16 protein-coding genes are annotated in these 15,367 nt (G+C 64.1%); 1 reads left to right on the top strand and 15 read right to left on the bottom strand.

The features are described from left to right. Nucleotides 1-4 precede the first annotated feature (4 nt). The 15 genes from NU688_RS23215 to sucC all read right to left on the bottom strand — a co-directional run bounded on the left by NU688_RS23215 (nucleotide 5) and on the right by sucC (nucleotide 14,234). Nucleotides 5-598, bottom strand: coding sequence for a PilX N-terminal domain-containing pilus assembly protein (locus tag NU688_RS23215; protein WP_257863156.1), 594 nt, complete (start codon nucleotides 596-598; stop codon nucleotides 5-7). Continuing rightward, the gene (locus NU688_RS23210) at nucleotides 595-1,452 is read right to left on the bottom strand and encodes a PilW family protein (protein ID WP_257863155.1); all 858 of its coding nucleotides are present in this window, start codon (nucleotides 1,450-1,452) and stop codon (nucleotides 595-597) included. The genes NU688_RS23215 and NU688_RS23210 overlap by 4 nt, the downstream gene beginning before the upstream one ends. Before the next feature lie 4 nt (nucleotides 1,453-1,456). Continuing rightward, complete coding sequence (pilV, locus tag NU688_RS23205) at nucleotides 1,457-1,987, bottom strand: type IV pilus modification protein PilV (RefSeq protein WP_257863154.1); 531 nt, start codon at nucleotides 1,985-1,987, stop codon at nucleotides 1,457-1,459. A 30-nt stretch (nucleotides 1,988-2,017) separates the two neighbouring features. Next, a complete protein-coding gene (locus NU688_RS23200; protein WP_308340320.1) occupies nucleotides 2,018-2,503 on the bottom strand; it encodes a GspH/FimT family pseudopilin in 486 nt (161 codons plus the stop codon). A gap of 238 nt (nucleotides 2,504-2,741) precedes the next feature. Then, nucleotides 2,742-4,100 carry a PglL family O-oligosaccharyltransferase gene (locus NU688_RS23190; RefSeq protein ID WP_257863153.1) on the bottom strand — a complete coding sequence of 453 codons (1,359 nt, stop codon included), beginning with the start codon at nucleotides 4,098-4,100 and terminating at the stop codon, nucleotides 2,742-2,744. Nucleotides 4,101-4,592: 492 nt separating this feature from the next. Then, nucleotides 4,593-5,099: a hypothetical protein gene (locus tag NU688_RS23185; protein ID WP_257863152.1), complete on the bottom strand. Its 507-nt coding sequence runs from the start codon at nucleotides 5,097-5,099 to the stop codon at nucleotides 4,593-4,595. Beyond that, nucleotides 5,071-5,526, bottom strand: a complete 456-nt coding sequence (locus NU688_RS33995; RefSeq protein ID WP_308340319.1) for a pilin — start codon at nucleotides 5,524-5,526, stop codon at nucleotides 5,071-5,073. Before NU688_RS33995 ends, NU688_RS23185 begins: the two co-directional genes overlap by 29 nt. Before the next feature lie 444 nt (nucleotides 5,527-5,970). Continuing rightward, nucleotides 5,971-6,423, bottom strand: a complete 453-nt coding sequence (locus NU688_RS23170; protein ID WP_308340318.1) for a pilin — start codon at nucleotides 6,421-6,423, stop codon at nucleotides 5,971-5,973. Between the two features lie 210 nt (nucleotides 6,424-6,633). Further along, entirely contained in the window at nucleotides 6,634-7,437 is an 804-nt protein-coding gene (locus tag NU688_RS23160) for a 3',5'-cyclic-nucleotide phosphodiesterase (protein WP_257863293.1), read from the bottom strand. A gap of 53 nt (nucleotides 7,438-7,490) precedes the next feature. Further along, nucleotides 7,491-9,743 carry a CHASE2 domain-containing protein gene (locus NU688_RS23155; RefSeq protein WP_257863151.1) on the bottom strand — a complete coding sequence of 751 codons (2,253 nt, stop codon included), beginning with the start codon at nucleotides 9,741-9,743 and terminating at the stop codon, nucleotides 7,491-7,493. Nucleotides 9,744-9,797: 54 nt separating this feature from the next. Beyond that, nucleotides 9,798-10,451: an FHA domain-containing protein gene (locus NU688_RS23150; RefSeq protein ID WP_257863150.1), complete on the bottom strand. Its 654-nt coding sequence runs from the start codon at nucleotides 10,449-10,451 to the stop codon at nucleotides 9,798-9,800. A gap of 72 nt (nucleotides 10,452-10,523) precedes the next feature. After that, nucleotides 10,524-11,333: a Stp1/IreP family PP2C-type Ser/Thr phosphatase gene (locus NU688_RS23145; protein ID WP_257863149.1), complete on the bottom strand. Its 810-nt coding sequence runs from the start codon at nucleotides 11,331-11,333 to the stop codon at nucleotides 10,524-10,526. A 28-nt stretch (nucleotides 11,334-11,361) separates the two neighbouring features. Then, nucleotides 11,362-12,045: a TerC family protein gene (locus NU688_RS23140; protein WP_257863148.1), complete on the bottom strand. Its 684-nt coding sequence runs from the start codon at nucleotides 12,043-12,045 to the stop codon at nucleotides 11,362-11,364. Nucleotides 12,046-12,163: 118 nt separating this feature from the next. Then, nucleotides 12,164-13,057, bottom strand: a complete 894-nt coding sequence (gene sucD, locus NU688_RS23135; protein WP_257863147.1) for a succinate--CoA ligase subunit alpha — start codon at nucleotides 13,055-13,057, stop codon at nucleotides 12,164-12,166. 10 nt (nucleotides 13,058-13,067) lie between these two features. Beyond that, nucleotides 13,068-14,234 carry an ADP-forming succinate--CoA ligase subunit beta gene (sucC, locus tag NU688_RS23130; RefSeq protein ID WP_013544259.1) on the bottom strand — a complete coding sequence of 389 codons (1,167 nt, stop codon included), beginning with the start codon at nucleotides 14,232-14,234 and terminating at the stop codon, nucleotides 13,068-13,070. Between the two features lie 207 nt (nucleotides 14,235-14,441). Between sucC and argC the strand changes: the two genes are divergently transcribed. Continuing rightward, nucleotides 14,442-15,365: an N-acetyl-gamma-glutamyl-phosphate reductase gene (argC, locus tag NU688_RS23125; RefSeq protein WP_257863146.1), complete on the top strand. Its 924-nt coding sequence runs from the start codon at nucleotides 14,442-14,444 to the stop codon at nucleotides 15,363-15,365. Nucleotides 15,366-15,367 lie beyond the last annotated feature (2 nt).

Here is a 15,367-nt window from a genome sequence, read left to right as displayed (position 1 = left end):
TCGATTATTGGATGAACAGATTGATCGTGGAACGCAGGCAGAACGCCTGCGGGCCGCAGATTTGCACGCTGGTTTCGGCGGTGGCCTGGGCGTTGAGTTCGTAGAACTCCATGCAGCCGGTGCTGGCGGCTTCGAGCGCGGATGTGGCGCTCCCCCCCTTGGGGCAGACCGTGGAAACGTAGCGCGGATACCAGTAGCCGGACGGGTCTTCGTAACTGGACCCGAATCCGATGGCCTTGGTGTTCACGGCGAACGAGGTGTTGAGCCCGGACTCGTCGGTGCGTGCTTCCCCGACGTAGCACGGCTTGGCGCCGTCAAGAGGGCTGGTCGCAGCGCCGGCGCACTTGGCAAGCGACAGGCCGTACTTCTGGATGACGCGTTCGCCTTGGCGCAGCGCGCCGTCCGCCGTTTCCTGCAGCCTCTGGCTCTGGAGCATGTTGCCGGCGATGCGCGACTCCAGCGTGATGGTGCGCATGCCGACCACGGCCAGCACCAGCACCAGCAGCATCATGATCATTGCGACGAACAGCGCGGCGCCGCGCTGGCGAACCCGCGAGGAAGGGGCGAGGGAAAACGGGGGGTGACGTGGCACGCTCATGGCATCAGGTTTCTCAACGTGAGGGATCCGCTGGACAGCTGGTAGAGCTGGCCCTTGCTGGGGTCGCAACTAGCGCCGGCACCGCCCGCAGCTTCCCAACGGGTGCACACGGTCGATTCCACGCCGCCCGTGACCCTCTGGGCCGTACTGGCCAGCAAGACGGAATAGCGCAATGCACGGATGACGTCGCCGGGTGCGAGGGCGCCGGACTTGAACGCTTCGACCTGCCGCATGGCGAACGAGTCGCTGCCCTTGCCGACGCCAAACTCGAAGAACACACCTTGCACGCCGGCGGCCACTTCCTCCCCGCCCTCGGCTTGACTGCCGGCCTGGCAGACCAGCGCGTTACCGGCGACCTTGTACCTTTCGACAAACAGGCCCGCGCCCAGGGCCGGCGCGGGCGGCGCTTCGTAAGGCTTCAGGCCGGCGATACCCGCCACCGATCCCGCGCAGTCTCTCTCGCTGTTGTCGCGCGGCTGATAGCGGATGCACAGGTCGCTGCCGTTGATGTTGATCGCCTCGCCCCGCGCGAACTGGCAGCCATTGGGAAGGGCGGCGGCATCGGCCGGGAAGGCCTCGTCCATGGACTGCGTCGGGTCGCGCCGGTAGCCGGCCTTCGTGAACTCGTTGTCCAGGGTCGCCAGCGTATAGCGGCTGTTGCCGAGGTTCTCGCTCTGGCTGGTGCGGAAACCGAAGTTGCGCAGGCCTTCCATGTAGATCGTCGTGGCGATCAGGATGATGATGAGGCCCACGGCAACTGCCACCATGAGCTCCACCAGCGAGATGCCCCGCTCGGTTGCTCGAGAGCGGCGGGTGGCGCTGCCGCGCAGCATCAGCGGAAATTTGTGCGACATGGGCTCAGAGCCTCGATCGCAATGTGAAGGTGCAAAACTCATTCTCGGTTCCATCCAGGCATTGGCCCTTCTTGACTGGCCAGGCGACGGTGATCGCGATCACGCCGCTCGCCGCATCCAGACCGACTGCAAAGTCGCTCGTGACAAGGTCATCGGGCAGCTCGGGCATGAGCTGCTTGGCGCGCAGCCCCCAGCAACCCAGCCGCTTGGCGGGAGCGGCGGCCAGCGGCTGGCAATCGCCAGCGGCGGCTTCCACGCCAGTTCCCTTCGCTTTCGCGTAGCCACCCAGATCCCCTTTGGGCGTGCCGTCGGCTTGCAGGATGGTGAGCGTATCGCCGCGCATCGTCTCCATCAATTCGGAGGCGACCATGGATGCCATCTGGCGCCGCTCGGTATCGGTGCCGAATTGGATGGCGCGCACGTGCATGCCTGCGGCGCCGAGCAGGCCGACACTCACCAGCAGGACGGCCATGAGAACCTCGATGAGGCTCAGGCCCGCTTGCCGGGACGACGATGGGGAACGAGGGATGTGCATGGAAGAAACCGTGTCAAAGATGCCGGGGTCTCATGGGCAGGCTTGTCCAGCCGGCACGCTTGGAAGCAGCCGCACCAGGCCCGCGCGGGTCACGCTGAGGCACTGCACGCGTGTCGCATTGGTGGCGGAAAACGTGACTGCGTACGAAGTGGCGCCAGCAGCGGCGCTGGCCTGGCCCGACACGTCGAAGGTCACGCCACCGGCAGAGCCGGGCGCAACGCTCACTGCATCTGGCAGCGTCGCCTCGCGCAGCACCACTGCCCCCGCCTTGGCTTGCCATGTCTGCCCCGCCACGGTCACGGTGGTTTGCGTGCGCTTGTAGACACCCTCGGCACGGGCGAACTGGAGCAAGGTCAGCAGCTCCTGTGCGGCCGAAGTCACCCGCTGATTGGCGATCATGGTCGTGAACGACGGCAGCGCCAGCGCGGCCAAGATACCGACCAGGACGACGACGACCATCATCTCGATCAGAGTGAAGCCCTTCTGCCGCTGCGGTGGGGAAGCTGATTTATTCATTGCGTGCCGGAGCTATCGAGCCGAGGTGTCAATTCAAGTGAAGAACGTTTCTGACAGTAACGTTTGTACCTGCAATTGTTACCATAGCGAGAGTCCGCTCGCCCGCCTGAGGCGACCGTTTGTCTGAAAGCGCCGGGGGCACGCGCCTGAAGCTTTCAGACGTTTGTCGGCGCCGATGGAAGGACGCCCCCCACCCACGGTCGACCGACCGGTACGAAGGCTCAGGCAGCCGATGAAATCAACGGCTGCCCTCGAGCCACCGTTCGTACGCAGCCGGAAACGCCACGCGAAATCGCTCGATCTCGGCTTGGGCTTCGCGGGAATGCCCCGACAGCTGCGCGCTTTCGATCAGCTTGATGATCACGCGGGGCTCGGGCGAGAAATGGACCGTCGATCTGGCCATTTCGTACATGCGCTCCGCATTGGCGGGGGTGACGTCGGTCAGCGTGAGTTCGGCAAATCTCACCTGGTTTGCGAACAGCCAGGAGCCTTGCAGCTTGGCCAGCGTGTCGTCCTGGTAGCCGCTCAGGCGTTCGCTGCGCGGCAGATAGATCTGGCTGATGCGGGTGTAGTCCCAGGCGGCATAACCCAGGCAGCTGAGCAGTGTGACGGCAGCGAGAGTCAGCCACTTGCGCGTCCCGCCGAGCGCGGCGAGACCGCGCTTGCGGACCGGAAATTGCGGCAATTCGTTGCTGCTGCCATGGGTCTGCGGCCACAGCATGCCGAGACAGACGCCAAAAACCAGTTGAAACGGGCCGTACCAAAGTGGGTACTCGAGAAGGCTGTGCAGCAGGATGACACCGAGCAATCCCCAGGCCATCAGTCGTGTGGGAGAGCGTTCGGCCCATGGCCGCGCTGCAATCACCATCCAGACAAAACCGCCGCAGATAAGCAGCGCAGCGGGAATGCCGAGTTCCACGGCCAGGTGCAACGGCAGGTTGTGGGCGTTGTCGAGGATTACGGGGAAGCGCGGGCCCGCATACAGGGTGCTGTAGTGCGCGTAGCTCAGCTCACCCCAGCCCCAACCAAGCCACGGGCGCTGGGCGATCAGCGTCAGCACGTTGCTCCAGAGATCCAGCCTGCCTTGGCCCGCCACTGCGCCTTGGCGCAAGCGTCCGAACATTTCCTGGACCTCACCGCCAACCAGAAGTGGCAGCAGCCAACTTGCGGCGAAGTACAGAGGGATCAGTGCGAGCAATGCGAGGGATGAGGGCAGGCGGAATGTGGAGTCGCCGCCGGCCGTTCTGGCAGCCCGGCGCTCGCGGTGAGCCATGAATGCAGCAAGTCCGACGACGAGAAGCAGCTGCAGCAGTCCGGTTCGCGAAACCGATGCGGCGAGCCCGACAGTCAGCAGGCCAGAAGCGCCCATCAACAAACGTCTGCGCCATACGCCGCGACAGCCGGCATGCAGCCACAGCGCGGCGATCAGTGCCATGCTGAGCAAGGTGGCGAACTGGTTGCGTTGGCGCAAGCTTCCGTAGGCTTGGCCGATGCCCGGCTCAGTAATCCATGGGGCGAACAACTCTGCGAGGTCGTAGTACTGGAGCAGGCCGATTGCGGCGCTGATGAGTCCGGCGATCAGCAGGCCAAAAGCCAATGCATGTTGTGTTCGTATGTCCTCTCGCATCAACCCAGCGCCAACGCATGCGGCCATGCCGATTACGGCGACAGCCGCGCCGGTTGCCGATGAAAGCCCCGCACCAAGCTCTGTGTTGCTCCTGAGAAAAATGGCAATCGCCGTCGTTCCGAGCCACGCCAGAAGTACTCGATGAGGGTCTGCGGCTGGCCCCTTGAATGTGAGCAAACCCACACACAACCACGAGACGAGTAGTTGCCACAGGCTGATGGAGGGACCGGCGGCGAATGAGACAACGAATGGAAGTCCAAACAGCACTGCGCAGATGGACTCGCTCGATGCAAAACTCTGACGAAACGCGACAGTTATTTTGTGCAGAGAGAAAGACGTGCTGGAAGGGATCGAGGCTGTCACTCTTGCTGAAAACTCGAGCAGCCACGCAGAACTATAGCCGGCCTCCGAATCCTCCGAATCCCGTATGAGCTGGATTCACTGAAGTTTTGGATTCACCTCTCAGGATTCGCCGTGCAGGTCAGGGTAGCTGATTTCCGGGAGATTCGCACGATGCCAGATACCAGCGAAACGGCTGATTCGTCCACTACTCAGCACTGCAAGGGCAAGCTTTGCATCGACTGTCGAATGGCCCGTTGATCTTATGAATTCGGCGTGAAGGTCGGCATGACTGTCACGCACAAGCAGAGCTAGTGGTGACACGCGCAGCTTCACGGGTAACTCCTGCAATGACCGCACGCTGATCGAACAAATCGATCTGTGAAGGTGTGCAAAGCGCAGCAAGATTCTCGCGCCAATGCACCCATCTGTTGCGCCTACTAAATGGACAAAACGATAGTTGATGCAATCAATCCGATTCAATTGGAATCTGACTCTAACCCTCTTCAGCGGCTGGCCTGAACTCAACTCAACAAAGCGGCGACTTGGCCGGGGAACGCCTGCGACCAGCAGCTCCAACGTCCCGAATCGGCTGCCGCCCTCAGCAATTCTTTGGACGGTACTTTGCATCGATGGTGCCCTCGCACGACCAGCTGATGCTGCCTGCATTGATTGCGGGGCGAAGGACAAGGGTGCCACCAGCGACCAGCGAACTCGTGCCGCTCGCGCCACCTGCCGCCTGCATCGTGGCCGTGATGACGCCTTCATTGACGGCTGTGCTTGCCACGTATTTGCCGGTGACATCCGTGGCGGCGGGAATATTGCCTGTGCCGCTATCGATTCCGGTCAGCGCAACGTTTTGCATTGCATTTTCGGAGACCTGCATCTTGAGGCCGGCAGCTAACGTCATCGCTTCGGTTACCTGAGTACGCGCGATGTAGTTCTGGTACTGCGGGAGAGCGATTGCGGCCAGGATACCGATGATCGCCACGACGATCATCAATTCGATCAGGGTGAAACCCTTTTGCACATTACGTGCGACAGAGCGATGGTTCATTTCACTAACTCCAGGTTGTTTTTTACCTCCGGGACCAGCCCGGCACACAATGCCTTCCGCAGCATTTATGCCACCTGCATTCAGCGTCTTTGTCACTCCAAAAACTCACGCCCCTCGCCTAGGCATGTGAGTTTTTTAGCTGCCCAAGAGATTCTGGAAAGGAAGTTTGCTCGACCGAATGGACTGTTCCGCGATGGGCTTAGCAACTTCTTCTATCTACTTGGTCAAGATGACTGCCGATCGTTGCCGCCAAGCCCGATAGAACCAATCGGCTAGGGGTAATGCCCCCCAAAACTCATGCTTCTTTTTGCGAGGAGCGAGAAAGAAAACCGCTTGGTAGCAGCTTCACTTATTGACTCGCTGCACTGCCGGAGCATGTTGGCTGCAGACAAACAAAAAGGCCCGCGATCAGATCGCGGGCCTTTCAGATAAGCAGGTTACGTCTTAGCAGCTCTTCGGACGGTACTTGACATCAATGCTGCCACCACAAGTCCAGCTGATGCTGCCTCCGTTCATTTGCGGCGTGAGGATGAGCGTTCCACCGCCGACAAGCGTGCTTGTACCGTTGGTGCCAGAAGCCTGCATCGTCGCGGTGATGATCCCGGCTGCGACCCCCGTGGACAACACGTACTTGCCGGTAACGTCCGCCGCAGCGGCAATACCATCACTGCCACTGGCGACGTTAGCCAGTCCGCCGTTTTGCTGGGCGATTTCTGCGACTTGCGTCTTCAAGCCGGCTGCCAGCGTCATTGCTTCGCTCACTTGAGCGCGAGCGGTGTAGTTTTGGTATTGCGGCAAGGCAATAGCAGCCAAGATACCAATGATCGCCACAACGATCATCAATTCGATAAGGGTAAAGCCGGCCTGTGCGCGGCGGGCGATCTTGCGAACGTTCATAAGAAAAACTCCAGGTTGGTTTGTTGAGCCCGGGAACCAGCCCGGAGCGAAGTACCTTCCGCAGCATCTGTGCCACCCGGTTTCCCACCCTTGCAGTGACCGAACGCGTCACCTTTGTTCACATTGGCGTTACAGCAAGTGACACAACTTGCTTCAAGATGCTACAAGCGGTGACAAATTTGTCATGCCGAGCGGCCAGCCAGCAAGGGATCAGAAAGTCAAAATCCCATCTGCCTTCAGCCAACGAATATCCCTCTGCGCCAGCCCCGCCACCTGCCGCCCCGCCAGCATCTCGATCTGGCTCATGATCTCTTCGGTTTCCGCCGGCTTGGTGTGGGTGATGTAGATCGGGTAGCGCTTGTCCGGATCGATGTGTGCCAGCTCGTCGGCCAGCACCTCGGGCGACAGGTGCAGGCTCCGCTCGGCCAGCGCCTGCTCGCGGCTGCTGAAGGCGGTTTCGATGATCAGCATCGCCACGTCGAGCGCGTTGACGCGGTCCCAGAAGGGCGCGTTGCGCTCGGTGTCGCCGCTGAAAACCCAATGCGCGCCGCCGGTCGCGCGACGCACGGCAAAGCCGCAGGCCGGCACGGTGTGGACGGCCGGCAGCACCTCGATGAGCTTGGGCGCGCTGGTGCCCAGTTGCAGCATCTGGCCGACCGAGATGTCGTGAAAGCTCACGAACGGCGCTTCGGGGCTCGGGATGCTCTCGAAATCGGGCCAGATGACGTTGTTGAACACGTGCGCCCGCAGCGCCTCGATGGTGGCGTGCAGCGCATGCACGCGCAGCGGCTGCGTGCGGCGGCTGCCGATGGCATCGAGCATCAGGGGGAGTGCGGCGATGTGGTCGAGATGGCTGTGGGTGAGCACAACATCGTCGATGCGGGCCATCTCGTCGAGGGTGAGGTCGCCGACGCCGGTGCCGGCATCGACGAGCAGGTCCGTGTCGACCAGGAACGAGGTCGTGCGGCAGTCTTTGGCGATGGCGCCTGAGCAACCCAGCACACGAACCTGCATTGTGAGAGACCCCTTGAAGGTGTTGGGCTGCGCGCATGCGCAGGTGTCTGTCGTCATTTGGTTTCGAACCGGGTTGCGCCGTCCCAGCCTGGGTCTTGCGGACGCAACGCCATCGAGGCTAATCGCTGGGCGTAGAGCTGGTAAAGGACTTTTTTCGCATCGGCGGCGAGCAGGGGGGCGAGCAAGTTCCGGCCCATGGCCCAGTCCTGGCGGCGGTAGGCGGCGAGCACCTGGGCCCAGCGCTGGAGTTGCCCGGTGCGCTGCGCCGCAATGGCGGCCTCGGTGGTGAGCGGCGTGAAGACGGCCACGGCCTGCGCCTTGCCCTTGACGAGCACGCTGTCCAGCTCCTGCCAGGTGCAGCAGTCGGGCGCGAGATCGCGGGTGGTGCCGCTGGCCACGATCTCGACGCCGTAGTGCCCGCTCAGGCCCTCCAGCCGCGACGCGAGATTGACCGCATCGCCGACCACGGTGTAGCTGCGGCGCGCGGCCGAACCCATGTCGCCGACGCTCATCACGCCGCTGTTGATGCCGATGCCCACGCTGATCTCGGGGCGGCCGCTCGCGCGGTGGATGCGGTTGATGTCGCGCACCGCATCGGCCATGTCGAGCGCCGCGCGCACGGCCAGCGCGGCGTGGTCGGGCGTGTCGATCGGCGCGCCCCAGAAGGCCATGACGCAATCGCCCATGTACTTGTCGACGGTGCCGCGGTGCGCGCTGATCACGTTGGTGAGCCGGCTGAAAACGGTGTTCAGGAAGGCCTGCAGTTCGGCCGGTGCCATCTGCTCCGACAGGCGGGTGAAGTCGCGCATGTCGCAGAACAGCACGGTCATCTGCTTGCTCTCGGCGCGCATGCTGTAGCTGCCCGGGCGCTGGAGCATTTCGTCGACCAGCTGCGGCGGCACGTAGGTGCCGAAGAGCCGCACCAGCCCGCGCCGCGCGCGCGATTCGACGAAGTAGCCCCAGCTCATGTTGAGCACGAAGGCCAGCGCCGTCATGACGAGCGCCGACGCGAGCGGCAGCACGAGGCTGTGGCCGGCGTAGAGCCAGGTGTTCAGGCCGATCAGCACCGCGGCCGTTCCCCCGCCCAGCAGCACCGCCCGCGGCGCCGACAGCAGCGACAGTCCGAACGCCAGCACGAGCCCCGCGACCAGCACCGTCAGCACCTCGTAGCCGGGCGCGTAGTCCGGCACGGCGAGCAGGCGCTGATCGAGCAGGCCGGAGACGATGTTGGCGTGCACCTCGACGCCCGGAAACGCCGCGCCGACGGGCGTCGCGCGCAGGTCCTGCAGGCCGGGCGCCGTCGCGCCCATGAGCACGATCTTGTCCTTCAGCTCGCCGGGTGCGAGCCGGCCTTCGACCACGTCGGCGGCAGCCACGTAGCGGAACGAGCCGCCGTCCGCTCCTCCGGGTCCGCGAAACGGCACCTGCATGCTGGCGGTCTGGTCGACGGGGATGCGCAGGCGCCCGAGCGCCAGCGATTCAAGCCGCGGCATGCCGCCGCCCGGCGCGAGGAGCGGCCGCATCGGCGGCGATCCGTTCGCGAGCCGGTAGACCGCGAGGGCCAGCGACTCGTAGTAGCCGGGCGTCGCCTGGTCGCCTTCGTAGCGCGCGATGAGCGGCACGCTGCGGATGACGCCGTCGCCGGTCTCCCCGACCAGCGTGTTGAGGAAACCCGCGACCGGCGCAGCGTCCGCCAGCATCGGCAGGCTGGCGCCGAAACCGCTCCAGCCCGTGGCGTAGGAGGCGCCTTCCGGAAAGGTGTCGGACGGCAGCAGCGGCGCCGCCGGCAATTGCCCTTTTGCGCTCGGCGTCGGCGTCCGGGTGAAGTAGTAGCCGAGCGCGATCCGCCGGTTGCGCAGTGCCGCGGCGAAGGTGACGTCGTGGTCGAGCGTGGGCGCGAGCCGTTCGATTTCGGCGGCAAGACCCGTCATGTTGCGCAGCGGCCCGCTCGCGAGCTGGCGCAGCCTCTGGAGGCCCGAACTCCGGTCGGGCTCGAGGAACATGACGTCGAATCCGAGCACGGCCACCTGCTGGCGGATCAGGAGCTCGGTCGTGAGCCGGGCCATCGTGTCGCGGGCCCAGGGCCACTGCCCCTGGCGCGCCAGGCTCGCGTCGTCGACGTCGACGATCACGACGCGCGTGTCGAGCGTCCGCGGCATGGTGGCGCGCAGGCGCATGTCGTAGATCAGGTGGTCGAGGCGCTCGAGGGCCGACAGCTGCCAGAGGCCGGTGGCATGCGCCAGCGCCAAGAGCACCGGCAACAGCGTGATGGCAATGCGCGGCCAATGCCGCTGCAGCGCGTTCATGGCGCCTCGATCAGCCGGCCTGCGCCGCACCGTGAAAGAAGAAGAAAAAGAGGCTCAGACCCGCACGAACTGCATGCGGGTGGCGCCACCCAGTTCGAGCACGTCGCGCTCCTGCAGGGCGACGGCATCGGTGCCGAGCACCGCGCCGTTGAGCGTGACATCGCCCATGACGCTGGCGGCCACGTAGCCTTGCCGGCGGCGCGTGACGACCGCGACGGCCACGCCGGGCTTGCCGATGGTGGTGACCACCTTCTGCAGCGGCACGTCATGGTTGTCGCTGCCGCCCGAGAGCACGCGAAGCATCGGAATGCCCAGCTCGATGAGCGCGCCGGATTCCGTGGGTGCCGAAGACAGCGGGATGGAAGTGGAGAACTCGCCCGGCGCCGTGCGCGTCGAGGAAGAAGCGCCAACGGCCAGATTGCTGCGGGCGCGAAAGTGGATGCGGCAGCCGCCGACCTCGATGACGTCGTTGTCCTCGAGCGTCTGCTTCTGAACGGCCAGCGCATTGACGTAGGTGCCGTTGGTGCTGTTGAGATCTTCAATTTGGACTTCGCCATCGCTCATGTACAGCACGGCATGCTCGCCGCTGACCGCCAGGTTGTCGATCACGATGTCGTTGTAGGCGCGCCGTCCCAGCGTCGTGCGGTCCTTGGCGAGCGCCACTTGCCCGATGACAACGCCATCGACCGAAATGATCATCTTCGGCATTGCCGACTACCCCCCAAGTGCAGAACTGCTGTATCGACTGCAAGCGCGGCGGCTGGTTGCCGCCCCGGCCTGCTACCCGGCCATGCGCGACGTGTCGCCCACGTCCGCCCTTGCCAGAACAACCGAAATGTTGTCCCGGCCGCCATTGTCGTTTGCAATTGCAACCAAAAGTTGTGCTTTTTTCTGAAGGCCGGCATCGTGTTCTAAAAGCGTGAAAAGCTGCGTATCCGTCACCATCTCGCTCAGTCCGTCTGAGCAAAGCATATACAGGTCGCCGGGTCTTGCGCTGTGTTCATGCATCTCCAGCAAGACCTGGGCCTCCACGCCGACCGCCCGGGTCACGAGGTTGCGGGTGGGCGAACTCAGGGCTTCCTCGGCGGTGATGGCGCCCGCGTCCAGCTGCTGCTGGCGCAGCGAATGGTCGCGCGTGAGCAGTTCCAGCTTGTTGTTGCGCAGGCGATAGCAGCGCGAGTCGCCGATATGGCCGACCAGCACGCGCTGCGTCTGGAAAGCCGCCAGCACCAGCGTCGTTCCCATGCCCTGCAGTTCCTCCTGGGTCGAGCCGGCATGGAGGATCGACGCGTTCGCCTCGTCCGTGGCGGCCTGCAGCGCCCGGCGCACCACGCGCGCCGGCGCCTGCGGCCCGCCCTGGGCGAACCAGCGGCCGAAGTTGGCATGGAGCAGCGAGACGGCCATGGCGCTCGCCACTTCGCCGCCTTTGTAGCCGCCCATGCCGTCGGCCAGCACGGCCAGCCCGAGCGCGGGGTCGACGTGGACGGCATCCTCGTTGTGGGCGCGCACGCGGCCGACGTCCGTCAGCGCGGCGAACTCCCAGCACAGCGCCGGCCGGCTCGAGAAAAGGGAAGCGCCGACGCTCGCCATGGTTTGCAGGCGTCGGCCGGACAAAGGCTCAGTGCGCAGCGGCGTGGGCGCGCCGTTGCAGCAGACGGCCCGCGGCCACGACGAACACCGCACCGGCGGCAGCGGCCGCGTAGTGCAACCAGGGGTTGGCCACCAGCACGTCGCGCAGGGCAACGTCGCTCACGATGGTTTCGCCGCCGACCCAGCCGATCAGCGCGGCGCCCAGCATCACGATGATCGGGAAACGTTCCATGAGCTTGATCATGAGCGTGCTGCCGAAAATGACCAAGGGAATGCTGATCGCCAGGCCCAGGATCAACAGGACCATGCTGCCCTGTGCGGCCGCCGCGACGGCGATCACGTTGTCCAAGCTCATCACCAGGTCGGCCAGGAGGATGGTGCGCACCGCGGCCATCATGCTGCCGTATTCCTTGGATTCGCCCTCGCCGTCCTCTTCTTCGCCCAGCAGTTGCAGGCCGATCCACAGCAGCAGCAGGCCGCCGATGATCTGCAGGTAAGGCAACGCCAGCAGCTTGGCCGCCACCACCGTCAGCACGATCCGCAGCACCACGGCCGCGCCCGAGCCGAACAGCACGGCCTTTTGCTGCTGCGCGGGCGGCAGCGAGCGCGCCGCCATGGCGATCACCACGGCGTTGTCGCCCGAAAGAATGATGTTGATCCAGATGATCTTGACCAGACCGATCCAGAAATCTGTGCTTTGAAGGAGTTCCATGTCTCTGATCCCACTGTGTTTTATTTGAAAAAAGCGCCCGCAATCGAGTGCGGGCGCTTTTTTATTTCTGTGGTCCTCGCATGACCCGGCTCTGTGGCCGGTGTCCTGCAAACATCTCTTACAGCTTGGCCTTGAGCAGCTTGGCCAGTTCCGAGAAGTTGCGCGTCACGGTGAAGCCGCACTCTTCCATGATGGAGAGCTTGGCGTCGGCCGTGTCGGCACCGCCCGAGATCAGCGCGCCGGCGTGGCCCATGCGCTTGCCGGGAGGGGCGGTAACACCGGCGATGAAGCCGACGACCGGCTTCTTCATGTGTTCCTTGCACCAGCGGGCTGCGTCGACTTCATCGGGGCCGCCGATTTCGCCGATCATGATGACGGCGTCGGTGTCCGGGTCTTCGTTGAAGGCCTTCATCACGTCGATGTGCTTGAGACCGTTGATCGGATCGCCGCCGATGCCCACTGCCGACGATTGGCCGAGGCCGATTTCGGTCAGCTGAGCCACGGCTTCATACGTCAGCGTGCCCGAGCGCGAGACCACGCCAATACGGCCCTTGCGGTGGATGTGGCCGGGCATGATGCCGATCTTGATTTCGTCGGGCGTGATCAGGCCGGGGCAGTTCGGGCCCAGCAGCAAGGTCTTCTTGCCGCCGGCCGCTTCCTTGGCCTTCATCTTGTTGCGCACTTCGAGCATGTCGCGAACCGGGATGCCTTCGGTGATGCAGATCGCCAGGTCCAGGTCGGCTTCGACAGCTTCCCAGATGGCGGCCGCGGCGCCTGCCGGCGGCACGTAGATCACCGACACGGTGGCGCCGGTTTGCGAAGCGGCTTCCTTCACCGAACCGAAGATCGGGATGTTGAAGATCGACTCGCCGGCCTTCTTCGGGTTCACGCCCGCCACGAAGGCGTTCTTGCCGTTCGCGTACTCCTGGCACTTCTCGGTGTGGAACTGACCGGTCTTGCCGGTAATGCCTTGCGTGATGACTTTGGTGTCTTTGTTGATATAGATCGACATGACTTGTTCCTTAGGCCTTCTTGACTGCTGCCACGACCTTCTGGGCCGCGTCCGCCATGGTGTCGGCGCTGATGATCGGCAGGCCCGAATCGGCCAGCAGCTTCTTGCCTTCGACTTCGTTGGTGCCCTTCATGCGAACGACCAGCGGCACTTGCAGGTTCACGGCCTTGCAGGCTGCGATCACGCCGGTGGCGATGGTGTCGCACTTCATGATGCCGCCGAAGATGTTCACGAGGATGGCTTCCACGTTCTTGTTCTTCAGCATGATCTTGAAGGCTTCGGTGACCTTCTCGGGGGTGGCGCCGCCGCCCACGTCCAGGAAGTTGGCCGGCTCGCCGCCGAACAGCTTGATGGTGTCCATGGTGGCCATGGCCAGGCCGGCACCGTTCACCAGGCAGCCGATGTTGCCGTCCAGCGAGATGTAGGCGAGGTCGAACTTGGAGGCTTCGACTTCGGCCGCGTCTTCTTCGTCGAGATCGCGCAGGGCCACGATTTCGGGGTGGCGGAACAGCGCGTTGCTGTCGAAGTTGAACTTGGCGTCCAGCGCCATGACGTTGCCCTTGCTGTCACGGTTGAGCGGGTTGATCTCGACCAGCGAGGCGTCCGTCTCCATGTAGCAGGCGTAGAGCTTCTTGAGGATGTCGACCGTTTGCGCGGTCGAGTCGGCCGGCATGCCGATGCCGTCGGCGATCTGCTTGGCCTGTTCGTCGGTCAGGCCCTTTTCGGGGTCTGCGAACACGGTGATGATCTTCTCGGGCGAGGAGTGGGCCACTTCCTCGATGTCCATGCCGCCTTCGCTCGAAGCGATGAAGGCCACCTTCTGGGTGGCGCGGTCGGTCACGGCCGAAACGTAGTATTCCTTGTTGATGTCGGCGCCATCTTCGATGTAGAGGCGGCGCACCTTCTGGCCTTCGGGGCCGGTCTGGTGGGTCTTGAGCTGCATGCCGAGGATTTCGCCGGCGAGCTTCTTGACGTCTTCGATCGACTTGGCGACCTTGACGCCGCCGCCCTTGCCGCGGCCACCCGCGTGGATCTGGGCCTTGACGACCCAGACCGGGCCTCCAAGCTTCTGGGCGGCTTCGACAGCCTCCTGAACCGTATAGGCCGGAATGCCGCGCGGCACCGGCACGCCGAACTTGGCAAGGATTTCCTTGCCTTGGTACTCGTGAATCTTCATGAGGGATGTCTCTCGGAAGGAGGAGGTTGAGAACGGGAGATCTGGGGTCTGAGGCTTATATTGGCTCTGTTGTTCGCGGGCGACGGCAGCCTGACGGCTGGGGGCGGCGAACAACCGCGGACTGTATCATGGTGCGCCGCACCAATACTGTACGTGCGCTTGCGGTCAATACGTACTTTCTTCTAGCCACTCCACACGCACTCCGATATGGCCAAGATTTTCATCGACGGCGAAGCCGGCACCACCGGCCTTCAGATTCGCGAGCGGCTGCAGACGATGCCGCAGATCGAGCTCGTGAGCATCGCGCCCGAGCTGCGCAAGGACGTGAACGCCAAGCGCGAGCTGATGGCCGGCGTCGACCTTGTGGTGCTGTGCCTGCACGACGACGCGGCCCGCGAATCGGTCGCGCTGATCGACCAGTTGCCCGGCAAGAAGCCCAAGATCATCGACGCCTCCACCGCGCACCGCGTGGCGCCCGGCTGGGTATTCGGCTTCCCCGAACTGGCCGAAGGCCACTGGCAGGCGGTGGCGAAGGCCGACCGCGTCGGCAACCCCGGCTGCTACGCGACCGGCGCCATCGCCATGGTGCGTCCGCTGGTCGATGCGGGCATTCTGCCGGTCGACTTTCCCGTGTCGCTGCCCTCGGTGAGCGGCTATTCGGGCGGCGGCCGGGCCATGATCGAGGAGTACGAGAGCGGCAAGGCGCCGCTGTTCGAGACCTACGCGCTGGGCCTGAAGCACAAGCACATTCCCGAAATCATGGCGTACACCGGCCTCACCCGCCGGCCGGTCTTCATTCCCTCGGTGGGCAATTTCAAGCAGGGCATGCTGGTGCAGTTGCCGCTGCACCTCGACCTGCTGCCCGGCAAGCCGAAGTCCGGCGACCTGCAGGACGCGCTCACCGCGCATTACGCGCGCAGCAACACGCCCGAGCAGTTCGTGAAGGTGCTGCCGCCCACTGAAAGCGGCAAGCTCGACGCGCTGGCGCTCAACGACACCAACCAGCTCGAGATCCGCGTGTTCCCGAACGAAGACCACCGCCATGCCGTGGTGATCGCGCGCCTGGACAACCTCGGCAAGGGCGCCAGCGGCGCCGCGGTGCAGAACCTGAAGCTGATGCTGGCGCTCTGAGC

Origin of the sequence: Variovorax sp. ZS18.2.2 (assembly GCF_024701975.1) — a bacterium.
GTDB lineage: Bacteria > Pseudomonadota > Gammaproteobacteria > Burkholderiales > Burkholderiaceae_C > Variovorax.
Note: the sequence above shows the minus strand (reverse complement) of the source record. Positions and strands in the feature narration are given on the sequence as shown.

Bases quoted from the DNA above. Each gene is read 5' to 3' on its own strand.
- NU688_RS23215 (WP_257863156.1), bottom strand. From the start codon at position 598: ATGAGCGTGCCACGTCACCCCCCGTTTTCCCTCGCCCCTTCCTCGCGG.
- NU688_RS23210 (WP_257863155.1), bottom strand. From the start codon at position 1,452: ATGTCGCACAAATTTCCGCTGATGCTGCGCGGCAGCGCCACCCGCCGC.
- pilV (WP_257863154.1), bottom strand. From the start codon at position 1,987: ATGCACATCCCTCGTTCCCCATCGTCGTCCCGGCAAGCGGGCCTGAGC.
- NU688_RS23200 (WP_308340320.1), bottom strand. From the start codon at position 2,503: ATGAATAAATCAGCTTCCCCACCGCAGCGGCAGAAGGGCTTCACTCTG.
- NU688_RS23185 (WP_257863152.1), bottom strand. From the start codon at position 5,099: ATGCAAAGTACCGTCCAAAGAATTGCTGAGGGCGGCAGCCGATTCGGG.
- NU688_RS33995 (WP_308340319.1), bottom strand. From the start codon at position 5,526: ATGAACCATCGCTCTGTCGCACGTAATGTGCAAAAGGGTTTCACCCTG.
- NU688_RS23170 (WP_308340318.1), bottom strand. From the start codon at position 6,423: ATGAACGTTCGCAAGATCGCCCGCCGCGCACAGGCCGGCTTTACCCTT.
- NU688_RS23160 (WP_257863293.1), bottom strand. From the start codon at position 7,437: ATGCAGGTTCGTGTGCTGGGTTGCTCAGGCGCCATCGCCAAAGACTGC.
- NU688_RS23155 (WP_257863151.1), bottom strand. From the start codon at position 9,743: ATGAACGCGCTGCAGCGGCATTGGCCGCGCATTGCCATCACGCTGTTG.
- NU688_RS23150 (WP_257863150.1), bottom strand. From the start codon at position 10,451: ATGCCGAAGATGATCATTTCGGTCGATGGCGTTGTCATCGGGCAAGTG.
- NU688_RS23145 (WP_257863149.1), bottom strand. From the start codon at position 11,333: ATGGCGAGCGTCGGCGCTTCCCTTTTCTCGAGCCGGCCGGCGCTGTGC.
- NU688_RS23140 (WP_257863148.1), bottom strand. From the start codon at position 12,045: ATGGAACTCCTTCAAAGCACAGATTTCTGGATCGGTCTGGTCAAGATC.
- sucD (WP_257863147.1), bottom strand. From the start codon at position 13,057: ATGTCGATCTATATCAACAAAGACACCAAAGTCATCACGCAAGGCATT.
- sucC (WP_013544259.1), bottom strand. From the start codon at position 14,234: ATGAAGATTCACGAGTACCAAGGCAAGGAAATCCTTGCCAAGTTCGGC.
- argC (WP_257863146.1), top strand. From the start codon at position 14,442: ATGGCCAAGATTTTCATCGACGGCGAAGCCGGCACCACCGGCCTTCAG.